Source organism: Psychrobacillus sp. NPDC093200 (genome assembly GCF_050280345.1).
Lineage (GTDB): Bacteria > Bacillota > Bacilli > Bacillales_A > Planococcaceae > Psychrobacillus > Psychrobacillus faecigallinarum.
Genome location: NZ_JBNNVC010000005.1, coordinates 115,909 through 128,149, shown reverse-complemented (window position 1 = coordinate 128,149; position 12,241 = coordinate 115,909). Strand labels below are relative to the sequence as shown.

Sequence of the window (12,241 nt, the reverse complement as noted above, 5' to 3'; positions counted from 1 at the left end):
AAAATGCTTAATTTTTAGGGGTAAACAATAGGTCGGAGGGATTAATGGTGGAATGTAGTGGCTGTATGGTAAGAGACTTAGTATTGGAGTTTAAAATCGAAGGTGAAACTAATTTTCAAGTGTTGCCAGATGTAATGGATTTTATCCAAAAGAGGGCATTAAGATTAGAAGAGAACGGCCGTTATTTCACTCTTAAAGAAGATGATGCGCAGGATTTTATAGACTTTAGTAAAGACCATATGGATATCTCTCATATTTCCTTTCGAGTTCCTAAACAAGACTGGAAACCTTTCCATAAAATTGAGGAAATGTTAGAGGTTAAGTGGATTGACAAGGTGATTAAGAATGAACAAGTAATTTGCTACTATCAGCCAATTGTAGATACAGAGAAAAATATTTATGCCTATGAGATGCTTTCTCGATTTTTAGATGAGGAAGGGAATATCCTATATCCTGGAGAAGTTTTTGGCGCTGCTAAAGAGAGAGGGCGTTTATATGCTTTAGATCGGATATGTAGAATGACAGCAGTAAAGTACGCAGCAAAACTAGATAATACAAAAGCATTTATAAATTTTATACCTACTTCTATATACTCTCCTGAGCATTGTCTAAGATCCACCACTGCGGTAGCAAATAGCCTCGGTGTTAATCCTGGAAACTTAGTTTTTGAAGTTGTTGAAACAGAAAAAGTAGAGGATATCAATCATTTAAAAAAGATTATGGCCTTTTATAAAGCTAGAGGGTTTCAATATGCATTAGATGATGTAGGAGAAGGGCATAGTACGCTCCAAATGTTAGAAGAGATTAAGCCTCACTATATGAAGCTAGATATGAAATATGTTCAAGGAGTAGCTACCAATATAGAGAAACAAAAAGTTGCTTTACAATTTCTACATAAAGCTAAAGAAATCTATTCCATCCCATTGGCAGAGGGGATAGAAGAAAAAGAAGATTGGGAATGGTTAAAAAAGAAAGGATATCAATTATTTCAAGGATACTATTTTGGGAAACCTCTCCCACATCCTCTGGAAGATTCTAAATAGTTTAAGTAACCAAAGCTATAAAAAAAACCGAGCAATAATATGCTCGGTTTTTTTATTATGCTTTCTTTTTAGCACTTGTATCTTTGTCTTCTAATTTAAATTCTTCTGCTACATCGTCCACAATGTCCTTTGTAGAGTTTTTGAATTCTTTAAGTGTTTGTCCTACTGCTTTACCTAATTGAGGTAATTTAGATGGACCGAATACGATTAATGCAATGATTAGAATGATTATTAAACCTGGTACGCCGATATTTGGCATGTGATTTCCTCCTAATGGATATAATTGTCTATCTATTCAAGTGACATGAGTGTTAGTTATGTGTGCAATGCTATTGTAGCATGCTAGTAAAGCTTATTCACATTAGTTTTCCTCAAGTTCTTTTTCTAAAAGAGCTTCTTTGGCTAACCGACGCTTATAAGACCAAGCTGATACAAGAATACTAATTTCAAACAATAACAATAAAGGTATGATAATGATGAAATCAGAAATAAAGTCAGGAGGCGTAATAGATACCCCTACAACAACTAATACAAAGTACGAAACTTTTCGCATCTTTCGTAGTCGATCTGGAGTAATAATTCCTAGCTTCGTAAGGAATAAAATAATTACTGGTAACTCAAAAACTATTCCAACTGGAATAATTAAATTGAACATAAATGTAAAATATTGCTGCATTCCATAGGTTTCTGTGGCACCTATAGACTCATTAATATTAGACATGAAGTCTAACATTAAAGGAAATAAAATAAAGTAGCTAAAGCTAATACCGGCCAGAAATAGGAAAAAAGAGACTGGTATAAAGTAAATCGTACCTCTTGCTTCTTTATCCAACAAACCTGGCTTAACAAATAGCCATATTTGGTGCATAGCTATGGGCAAAGTTACTAAAATGGCTAAAACTAATGCACATTTAACGTAAATTAGCAGTCCATCGGTATAGCCAAAAATGTTCCATTCTACGTGTGCAGCTGTAGGCTGTTGTTTTAGGAAATTTAATGTTTTAGGAGCCATCCAAAATCCTAAGGCAAGAGATAGGACAAAGGTTACCGCAATTACAATTAACCTTTTTCTTAACTCAGCCAAATGTTCTACAAGCGTTAGCTCTGGCTCTTGCGGAATTGCCATTATGTTTATCACCCCATCTTATTTAAACAAAGGGAAGCAGTGTTTATATTTAGTACTTAAAAAGCAATTTGTTACATGTTTGTCCTGTACCAACTACCCATTATACTCTTTCCCATGAATTTGTAAACTAGATAACTTTATATTTGTTATATAAGGGAAAAACTGATAACTCCTTATATTCTAAGGGTTTAATAAAAAAAATGAAATATTCAAAGTTGCATTTTTGTGTACTTTTTATGAAGAAATATACTAAAATAATTCTCCAATCATGATGTTGAAATTATTCTCATGACTTTTACGCACTTAAATTACTCTGACTTAAGTATTCTCGAGAAACAATTTATATAGTCGGTTAGTCTCTTCTTTTATTCATTTATATTTTATTATCGCCAGGTAAATATTTGTATAAACACTCTTGTTTTCCTGAAAAGGAAGTATATAATTCTATCTATCTCACATGAAATGGACGGAATGAAAGCATGAGAACGTATAACGAGAAGGTCAGTATTTACCATGGTATGGCTTCTACTATTGCTTTAAACTTTTCTAATAATTTTTTCCCGATTTTTGCTATTACTATTTTAGGGGCAACTAATTATCAGGTTGGCTTAATCAGTTCCCTTCCACCGTTAATCGCTTTGCTAATGACAGTGCCAGCAGCTATTCTTTTAAACAAAGCTTACACGCAAAAGAAGCTTGTCGCTGGGTCCATTTTGCTTGCACGATTATGTTTCATATTTATTGTATTAGTCATTTATTTACCGTCTCATTCTATGCAGGCGTGGTCCTTTCTAATTATTATCGCCTTAATCAGCGTGCCCAATACGGTTGCCAATATCGGCTGGCAGACGTTCATCAGTGGGATGATTGCAGAGGAGCGAAGAGGACAATTTTTTAGTGACCGTAATAGATTACTGACATTAGTAGGACTTATAGCTACTTTATTTATCGGTATCGTAATGAGGGAGGCTTCTGCTAGTACAGGGGCATATCAAATTTTGTTTTTAGTAGCCTTATTATTTGGAATTTTAGAAGTGTATTTTATCATGAAACATAAGGAAGAACCTGTTAGGGTAGAAGAAAGTCTTCTAAAGAAGAAATCGATGGATTGGTCTATTTTTCGAGACTCCAATTACGTATCTTTTTTAGGAGCGGCACTGTTTTTTAACTTTGCCTGGCAGATGGCTTGGGGCTTGTTTAATATATATAATGTGCGAATAGCAGGTGCTACTATTTTCTGGGTTAGTATGTTTTCGGTAGGTAGTATGCTAATGCAGTTTTTTACATTTCCTTTATGGAAACGTTGGGCAGATAAATATAGCAATTTACGGATGTTTATATGGGCGGCAATAGGTATGGCTACTACTCCTTTTCTCGTCGTGCTGTCTACCAACCTATATTACTTAACTATGATTCAAACAACGTCAGGCTTTTTTCTTTCAGGAACTGTGCTCATTTTATTTAATTTACTTTTAGAAAAGTCACCGGAACAGTCTAGAACGTATTGTATTACAACATATAATGTTTTATTGGCATTAGTTGCGTTTGTTGCTCCTCAAGTGGGTATTATTTTATTAGAGATGGTTGGAATGGAGTCAGCAATGACAATTAATTCGTGTTTAAGATTGTTAGGTGCTGGGGGATTTTTCTATGTGTATATTCGACAACGAAATAGATAAAGATGATAGAAGGAGGTCTACTTGATGAAAATTTTACTCCCATTTCTATTAGTATTTATCACTGTTTTATCTTTTTTCAATGCGCAAATAACTAATCCCTTTAAAGAAGACTTTCAAGGTAAACACGTAACCAATTTTCAGCAAGAGTATAAAGAGAGTCAGATAGAGATTGGTATGGTAGGAGATATTTTATTGCACAGTCCCCTCTATGAATATTCTAGCTTCTTACCTTCCTTTCAGGAGGTAGAAAAAGAGATGCAAGGAGTAGACTTCTTGCTAGCAAATCAGGAGTCCATACCAGCAGGTACGTCATTCGGTTTGTCTGGATTCCCTAATTTCTCTAGTCCTGCTCATATCGTTAGGGATCTCAAAGCCGCTGGAGTCGATTTATTATCCTGCGCAAATAACCATACGCTAGATCAAAAGGAAGCTGGTTTATTAGCTGCTATTGAGTCAATGAAAGCAAACGAGATGCCTTATATGGGAGCCTATAAATCATTAGAAGACCAACAAACCGATAGAATATTTGAGGTAAAGGATGTAAGATTAGGTTTTTTAAATTATACTTATGGATTAAATGGCCATCGAATCCCTGAGGGTAAAGAATACTTAGTAAATATAATTGATCGTGAACAAATGAAACAAGACATTCAAGCTTTAGAGGAAAAGGTGGATGTTGTAGTAATGAGCATTCATTGGGGAGAAGAGTATGCCCTAAAGAACAATGAAACTCAAAAAGAGTTGGCGCAATGGTTGGCTGATGCGGGGGTAGACATTATTTTTGGTCACCATCCTCATGTTGTTCAGCCCTATGAAAAAATATCCACTAGCAAAGGAGATACCCATGTCTTCTACTCACTAGGTAATTTTTTTAGTGCTCAACAATTTGATAGTACCAATATCGGTGGAATTGCTAGGCTACAAATCACGAAAAGAGTGGTTCAGGATAAAGTGATGATCCGTATTGAAAATCCTTCATTTATAGGGACGATTGTCTCAAAGGGAGAACCTTTTAAGGTGTCTTTGCTTGAAGAGGCTAACAGTCAAAAAAACGATTGGGTTCAGCACCAAGTTTTTGGTGAATAAAAAAATCAAGGAGGTTGGGATGAACGAGTCAGACTATGAGCGATTATTAAGAATACAGACAGCTGGAATGAGAGAATGGCAATATCAGTCCTCCCATTATAATCGTTATGAGGCAACCCCATATAGCGCATTACAAACATTATTTGAATTGTATGATTGGAAGGCTACTAATAGAATGGTTGATTTCGGCTGTGGAAAAGGTAGATTTCCTTTTTATGTCCATTATTTTTATAACTTTTCTGTAACTGGAATAGAGATGAATGGACAGCTTTATCAGGAGTCAATGGAAAACCTCATGAAGTATATGGAAAAAGCTAAGCCAACTCGAGCTTCCATTAGATTTGAATGCTGCTTGGCCGAGGAATACAAAATAGATTCACAGGAAGACTGCTTCTATTTTTTTAATCCCTTCTCTACTCCTATATTTCAAAAGGTTGTTCATAATATTTTAGTGTCATTAGAGGAAGTGGAGCGAACAGTTGATATTATTCTCTACTACCCAACCCCGGAATATCTTCAGTTTTTGGAGGAGGCAACTGCTTTCACTCTTTGGAGAGAAATACGAATACCAGAGCTTTACGAACAAAATCACAATGAACGTTTTATGATTTATCGCTATGAAATATAAAGAAGAGGAAGAATCTGTTTTTAAGATTCTTCCTCTTTTGTGTATTAAATCTGTGGGTAGCTTCTTCAAAGATGTCTGGTAGTTTTAGATGTATCGAATTCTTAGAGACAATGCATCGCTTTTTCTGCCTCCTGCCAAGGAACCTTATATCCGGTGCCCTTTGCACAAAAGATAGAGGTGGAGGTGTATTCCGGATCTGCCTCTTTGTTATACTCAATTCTTTCTATTACTGCCTCTTGGTTATGGCATCGGTCATAGCCACCAAATAAAAGGCTAAGCGTTCCTTTTCCGTGAGTAAAGGAGGCGAAAGTAGTGCTGTAGTTCATAAAAGTAGCTACAGGAACCCTTCCCTTTATAATAACCTTATCACCAGTATTTTCTGGAGACTCAAATGTCCCGTGAGCTTGCTGAACATCCGACAAAACTCTTCCGATTAAATTCATATCCACTTTGATTTTGTAGTCATAAAAAGGTTCCAGAAGGATATTTTGAGCCTTTTCTAATCCTTGTCGTAAGGCTCGGTAGGTTGCTTCTCTAAAATCGCCACCAGAGGTATGTTCATTATGACCTCTTCCGGTCAGTAAAGTGATTTTAACATCGGTCAGTGCAGAGCCCGTAAGTATTCCATGATGATCCTTCTCTAAAAGGTGGTGCTTCACAAGATTCTGGTTACCTATAGACAAATCATTGGCGTGACAAATATTATCGAAAGTCAGCCCAGATCCTCTCCCTATAGGTTCGATCAGAAGGTGAACCTCGGCGTAATGTTTTAAGGGTTCAAAGTGCCCATAGCCTCTCACGGGTGCTTCGATTGTTTCCTTATAAAGAATTTTAGGCTCTCCAAACGTTACATTATAGTGGAAGCGCTCCTTCACTATTTGTACTAGTACCTCGAGCTGGATAACACCCATAACGTGCACATGAATCTCTTGAAAATACTCATCCCAATAAACCCGTAAGGAGGGGTCTTCAGCATCTAGTAGCCTAAAGGATCTTAGTACCTCTTTTACATGGATGGAATCGTCAAAGATTACCTTTGACTTTAAAGTGGGTATCAAATCGAAATGGGTCTTACTTTGATTAGCACCAATTGTATCTCCAATAGAAGCAGCAGTTAATCCTGTTACAGCAACTAGTTCACCGGCATTAGCTTCATCAATTGTTTTAAACTTGCTACCGTTATATTGACGCAGCTGTGTTATTTTCTCATGCTCACTTCCAATTTTCACTTCATCCCTTACTCTCAGATTTCCACTTAAGACCTTTAGAAAGGTTACCCGATTCCCACTCTCGTCATGCCGTATCTTATATACTTGAGCTGTAAAAGCTCGGTCGTTGTTGTAGTGTGTGTCTGTAAGCTTGTCGAGAGATTCTAAAAAATCCAACACCCCAATATCTTTTAAGGCTGAGCCATACGCACAAGGGAATACGATACATTCCTCAATCATTTGCTTGAACTTCTTTGTCCAAAGTAGTTCATCAAATCCATTTTCCATGTAAGCTTCCAAAAGAACTTCATCTCGCTCAGCGATAAATTCAATTAATTCTTCCGTATAGCTATTAGTTATGTGACAAGCATCCTCCGATAAGTTAGCAAAAATCTCCTGTAAAACAGCATCAGCATTAGTATCATCGTAATCAATTTTGTTGATAAAGAAGAAGGTAGGTATTTTATGTTTTCGAAGCAGCTGCCAAACTGTTTCTGTATGCCCTTCAATTCCATCAACGGCACTTATTATGATGATTGCGTAGTCCATGACTTGGATAGCTCGCTCCATTTCAGGAGAAAAATCTACATGACCCGGTGTATCGATAATATAATATGTAGAATTATTATAGGAAAAAACCCCTTGGTCAGCAAAAATGGTAATACCTCTGTTTTTTTCTATGGAGTGACTATCAAGAAAGGAATCCTTATGGTCGACCCTACCTCGTTGTCTAATTGTTTTCGTATGAAAGAGTAGCTGTTCTGAAAAAGTGGTCTTCCCCGCATCGACGTGTGCTAGAATTCCTATAGTTTTATACATAACATCACCTTTTGTTTACGTCCTTCCTTGTATTATAGCAAAAGGGAGGATAAACAAAAGGTGATAGTGTGCTATCTAGAAAGAGCCTTGGAGCCATTTGCCCTCATTCGATTAACAGCTTTCCAAACCCAACCGTCATGAGGCTTAAACAGAAAGACGAGCATAAATAGAACGCCAATCATAGCGGCCATCATACCTGCAATAGAGGTGTTCCAAAGCTTTGCCAAGTAGTATCCAGATATAGCTGCTGTAATACCAAAAGTCATACTCCATATAATCATCCCGCGAACGCTCTTGCTCATTAGATAAGCAGTAGCAGCAGGTCCGATGAGCATAGCAACAACCAATACTGCCCCCACGCTATCAAACGCAGCGACAGTCGTAAGGGAGACAAGTGTCATGTAAGAGTAATGCATCCCCATTATAGGTAACCCAATGGATAAAGCGAACACAGGATCAAAGGTAGAGAGTTTAGTTTCTTTATAAAATAAAACTAGAAAAGCAATATTAAGGAATAGTACAAATAATAGCATCCAAACCGCTTTTGGCATTTCAAACCCTAAAATACTCCAAGTATCCCAAGGAACAAATGCTATTTCACCCATTAGTACATGCTCCACATCCAAATGAACGTTTCCTGCAAACAAGGTAATTAATAATACCCCTAAGGCAAAAAGTGAAGTAAATACTACCCCTATAGCCGCGTCTTCCTGCAATCCTCCTGATTGAAGCACCTGTACTAGAAAAGTGGTCAGTAGCCCTGCGAGAGCCGCACCTATTAGCATCCAAACGCCATTTAAAGATTGTGTAACCATGAAGGCAACTACAATTCCAAACAGCACTGTATGACTAATGGCATCGGCTATCATGGCAGTTTTTCTGAGGATTAGAAAGACCCCCGTTAGGCCACAAGTAATTCCGACAAGGGAGCCAGTTAAAAGAACCCAAAATTCATTCATTGCTTGTCACCTCTTGGGCTATGCGCTGCCGCTTAAATGAACGCTTTTTACGTATTTTAGAAAGTAACCCTCTTGTTGGAGCGAGAAAGTAAGATATTAAAAACAAAGCTGCGGCTACTAAAACGATTATTGGCCCAGTGGACAAGCCAGTACGTATAGAGCTAATCATAGTGCCGAGAGCTCCCGATAAGGCCCCAAAAAAGGCACTCATGACCAAAATTATACCAAGGTGACTGGACCAAAATCTTGCAGCGGCTGCAGGTATTATAAGCATGGCTGCCATTAAAATAACCCCTACTGCCTGAATACCGGTAACAATTGTCAAAACAGTCAATGCGGTCAACAACGTACGTAAACGCTCCACAGGTAATCCAATCCCCTTTGCAAAGATGGGATCAAAAATCATAAGCTTCCATTCCTTGAAGAACAACAAGCACATAAGGATGATTAATACGGCGCTGCCAGATAGCCAAATAAGATCACTTTTTGCCATCGTTGCTGCCTTACCAAAGATAAAGTCATTTAAACCACTTTGATTACCAGTGCCACTTTGGTTAACAATTGTTATTAATACAATGCCTATTCCAAAAAAGACGGATAATATTAATCCAATAGCGGCATCAGCCTTCAGCTTAGAATGATTCACAATCCATTGAATCATATATACAGAAAGTGCAGCAGTGATAGCAGCGCCTATCATGAGGATAGGCAAATCCTTTTTCTCAAAAATTAAATAAGCAAGGGCAATACCAGGAAGTGCAGCATGAGCGGCTGCATCTCCTACTAAGCTTTGCTTTTGAAGAAAAGCAAATGTACCGTTTAAACCGGCTGCTACCCCTAAAAGAATAGCTCCAGTGAGAACCCAAAGAAGATTACCGGATAACATTAATAGTCACCTCTTTCATAAGTCATTTTTTCCTGACTTAGCTTGATCCATAAAAAATAGCTTACCACCGTATGCTTCTTGTAGGTTATCTGGTGTAAAGGTAACCTCGGTAGGACCAGAAGCTATAGTTGTTTTATTTAATAACACAATCCAATCAAAATAATCAGCTGCTGTCTGTAAGTCATGATGAACGACGAACACTGATTTTCCTTGTGATTTTAACTCCTTCAAGATGGAAATGATTGTTCTTTCAGTTGCAGCGTCTACTCCAACAAATGGTTCATCCATGAAGTAAACCTCCGCTTCCTGTGCCAGAGCTCTAGCCAAAAACACACGCTGTTGTTGCCCTCCGGAAAGCTGCCCTATTGATTGTTCTGCAAATGCTTCCATTCCTACGTTTCTTAAGCAATTCAGCGCTATTTGTTTGTCTCTTAAAGAAGGTCTTCTCATCACGCCGATATGTCCATATCGGCCCATTAATACTACGTCCAATGCATTTGTTGGAAAGTCCCAATCTACGGCATTACGCTGAGGAACATATCCAACAATATGATTCTTTGGATTCAGCGGACGCTCTAATATTGCAACATAGCCGGTTTTATTTGGAAGCTGATTTAGCACGGCTTTAATCAATGTAGATTTCCCTGCTCCGTTTGGTCCAATAATCCCTGTGATTAGTCCCTTCGGAATGGTTAGACTGATGTTGCTCAACACAACTTTTTCCTCGTAAGCAACAGATAAGCTCTTTACCTGTAATGCATTCATTTTGCTACCTCCTATTTTAGTGAATCAACAATCGTATTGACATTATGCTTATACATTCCGATATAAGTTCCTTCTTCTGTACCTTCAGCTCCCATTGCATCCGAGTACAGTTCTCCTCCAATTTGTATGGTGTGTCCCTTTTCCTTCGCACCTTCAATTACAGCATTCATGGCTTTGTCTGACACACTGGATTCGATAAAGACCGCTTTAATATTTTGTTCTACTAAGAAATTAACGATATTCTGTATATCCTTTAGACCGTATTCAGCATCTGTACTAAGACCTTGTAATCCTCGAACTTCCATCCCATTGCTTTCACCAAAGTAATTAAAGGCGTCATGAGCGGTAACAAGAACCCGTTGCTCTTCGGGGATTTCGCTAATGCGTTCCTTCGTCCAACCATTTAGCTCATCTAGTTCCTCAAAGAACTTTCTTTCGTTTTCTGCAAACTGATCTCCATCAGTGGAAAATTCCTCCGTAAGTGATTTTGTGATTTCGTGTGTAGCCAATTTCCAAACCTCAATGTCGAACCAAATATGTGGATCAAATAATTCTGGATGAGCCTCGTCATTTAAGATTCTATCTTTCGGAACTACTTCTCCAATAGCCACTACAGATTTGTCCTTCTGCATTTTTTCAAAAATATCACTCATTTTCCCCTCAAGAGCTAGACCATTATAAAAAATAATATCTGCATCCTCTAATACTTGTAAATCGCCTTGAGTAGCCTTATAAAGATGTGGATCTACACCAGGGCCCATTAAGGATTTTACCTCCACAGAATCTCCAGCAATTATCCTTACGGCATCAGCAATTTGCCCTGTAGTTGTAACGACAAGTGGTTTTTCTTCCCCAGAACCCCCTGCGTTATTGTTACCACAGCCAACCAATAAAACAGCCACAATAAATAAAAATAAGATCTTTTTCACTTAGCACACTCCTTTTCCTTTGTTATAAAGTATTTCCTTGAGGAAACTTTTAGACTAAAAAAATATTATTTTCTTTTATGATAATAAATTTCCTTAAGGAAAGATTTGTTCAATAGGTTAACACTTCTTTTTTGAATTGTCAAAGTACTTTATGTAAAAATGAAAAAAAGGTGACTATATGTTGTTAAGAAAATCTGGGGCAGAATACGCAAGTGAGGGGCATTTTGTTTAGAAAGAATTCCAAAAAGGAGATACTCGAAAAACCTTTATTTTTTCGTATGTATTTTATACAAGTGCTATACTGTATGAACAATGATAGTAGGGAGGTAACGATATGCAATATTCAAAATCTAAAATGGAAGAGCTAGTAAAATTTAGTCCTGACTTAGCAAAAAGATTGAAGAAAGTAATGAAGGAGCATGACCTAGAAAAAAGCTTTGCTCTTAAAGCTTTGTACCATTCAGAAGTTAAAGACGGCGGGAAATATCAAAGGGATTACCAAGACCTTTAAATCAAAAAAACGAACCACATGATTAATCTCATTTGGTTCGTTTTTTATATCCTTAATTAAGATCCTACTTGTATTGAAATGACTCGGGACATGCTTGATTTAGCTTTAGGCGGATGCGTTCGGCGCGGCGAGCGGTACCCGTGGCTTGCGATCCTCCACTGGAGTCTCCGCCTGCCACTCCAATAGAAGAGAGCCTTTTGGTTTGATAAATAGATACAATGAATGATGATCGTTGGACGAACCAAATAAATTGAACACTGGGTTCATGGAGCTAGAATTTAGATATATTCTTTTTTTCAAAGTTAATATTGGCAAAACCATTTTGGAAGCGTGCGAATGCGCTTTACTTATTCCTCCAATTTCCCTGAAATTTCATTTTTAATCTGATGATGGGCATCAATGAGATTTTGAAGAAAAATATTTTTTTCGTTCATACTCCAGGTTGAACTAAGTTCAATTTCTTTTTTCATTTCATCATAGATAGACTGTAGAGATATTGATGTACTTGCAACATAATTTGTCATTAATACTTGTTTATATTGTTCAATAAAAATCTCTTTTCTCATTTTCAAAATCCTTTCGCCTTTAACATAAAAAAGCAT

Annotated in this window: 13 protein-coding genes; 5 read left to right on the top strand and 8 right to left on the bottom strand. The window is 37.3% G+C overall.

Annotated elements, in window-relative coordinates:
• The first annotated feature begins 44 nt into the window (after window positions 1–44).
• Window positions 45–1,043, top strand: coding sequence for an EAL domain-containing protein (locus ACQKNZ_RS17440; RefSeq protein WP_313955912.1), 999 nt, complete (start codon window positions 45–47; stop codon window positions 1,041–1,043).
• Window positions 1,044–1,098: 55 nt separating this feature from the next.
• Here ACQKNZ_RS17440 and tatA read toward each other — a convergent pair whose 3' ends face one another.
• On the bottom strand, window positions 1,099–1,302 hold the full coding sequence (gene tatA / locus ACQKNZ_RS17435; protein WP_144540131.1) for a twin-arginine translocase TatA/TatE family subunit: 204 nt from the start codon (window positions 1,300–1,302) through the stop codon (window positions 1,099–1,101).
• Between the two features lie 102 nt (window positions 1,303–1,404).
• Window positions 1,405–2,169, bottom strand: a complete 765-nt coding sequence (gene tatC / locus ACQKNZ_RS17430; RefSeq protein WP_144540129.1) for a twin-arginine translocase subunit TatC — start codon at window positions 2,167–2,169, stop codon at window positions 1,405–1,407.
• 479 nt (window positions 2,170–2,648) lie between these two features.
• Between tatC and ACQKNZ_RS17425 the strand changes: the two genes are divergently transcribed.
• From ACQKNZ_RS17425 to ACQKNZ_RS17415, 3 genes are read left to right on the top strand one after another with little or no spacing between them, the layout of a single operon-like run.
• Window positions 2,649–3,848: an MFS transporter gene (locus ACQKNZ_RS17425; RefSeq protein ID WP_340863928.1), complete on the top strand. Its 1,200-nt coding sequence runs from the start codon at window positions 2,649–2,651 to the stop codon at window positions 3,846–3,848.
• Window positions 3,849–3,872: 24 nt separating this feature from the next.
• Window positions 3,873–4,934, top strand: coding sequence for a CapA family protein (locus ACQKNZ_RS17420; RefSeq protein WP_340863927.1), 1,062 nt, complete (start codon window positions 3,873–3,875; stop codon window positions 4,932–4,934).
• A 19-nt stretch (window positions 4,935–4,953) separates the two neighbouring features.
• A complete protein-coding gene (locus ACQKNZ_RS17415; RefSeq protein WP_427660902.1) occupies window positions 4,954–5,562 on the top strand; it encodes an SAM-dependent methyltransferase in 609 nt (202 codons plus the stop codon).
• Between the two features lie 101 nt (window positions 5,563–5,663).
• On the opposite strand, the gene ACQKNZ_RS17410 is transcribed toward ACQKNZ_RS17415, so the two are convergent.
• The 5 genes from ACQKNZ_RS17410 to ACQKNZ_RS17390 all read right to left on the bottom strand — a co-directional run bounded on the left by ACQKNZ_RS17410 (window position 5,664) and on the right by ACQKNZ_RS17390 (window position 11,128).
• Window positions 5,664–7,589: a GTP-binding protein gene (locus ACQKNZ_RS17410; RefSeq protein WP_427660900.1), complete on the bottom strand. Its 1,926-nt coding sequence runs from the start codon at window positions 7,587–7,589 to the stop codon at window positions 5,664–5,666.
• A gap of 71 nt (window positions 7,590–7,660) precedes the next feature.
• Complete coding sequence (locus ACQKNZ_RS17405) at window positions 7,661–8,548, bottom strand: metal ABC transporter permease (RefSeq protein WP_427660897.1); 888 nt, start codon at window positions 8,546–8,548, stop codon at window positions 7,661–7,663.
• Window positions 8,541–9,434, bottom strand: a complete 894-nt coding sequence (locus ACQKNZ_RS17400) for a metal ABC transporter permease (protein WP_427660895.1) — start codon at window positions 9,432–9,434, stop codon at window positions 8,541–8,543. The genes ACQKNZ_RS17405 and ACQKNZ_RS17400 overlap by 8 nt, the downstream gene beginning before the upstream one ends.
• 15 nt (window positions 9,435–9,449) lie before the next feature.
• Complete coding sequence (locus ACQKNZ_RS17395) at window positions 9,450–10,199, bottom strand: metal ABC transporter ATP-binding protein (RefSeq protein WP_427660893.1); 750 nt, start codon at window positions 10,197–10,199, stop codon at window positions 9,450–9,452.
• A gap of 11 nt (window positions 10,200–10,210) precedes the next feature.
• Complete coding sequence (locus ACQKNZ_RS17390; RefSeq protein ID WP_427660891.1) at window positions 10,211–11,128, bottom strand: metal ABC transporter solute-binding protein, Zn/Mn family; 918 nt, start codon at window positions 11,126–11,128, stop codon at window positions 10,211–10,213.
• Between the two features lie 334 nt (window positions 11,129–11,462).
• On the opposite strand from ACQKNZ_RS17390, the gene ACQKNZ_RS17385 reads away from it, so the two are divergent.
• On the top strand, window positions 11,463–11,639 hold the full coding sequence (locus ACQKNZ_RS17385) for a hypothetical protein (protein WP_427660889.1): 177 nt from the start codon (window positions 11,463–11,465) through the stop codon (window positions 11,637–11,639).
• 347 nt (window positions 11,640–11,986) lie between these two features.
• On the opposite strand, the gene ACQKNZ_RS17380 is transcribed toward ACQKNZ_RS17385, so the two are convergent.
• Window positions 11,987–12,163, bottom strand: a complete 177-nt coding sequence (locus ACQKNZ_RS17380; RefSeq protein WP_427660887.1) for a hypothetical protein — start codon at window positions 12,161–12,163, stop codon at window positions 11,987–11,989.
• Window positions 12,164–12,241: the final 78 nt, after the last annotated feature.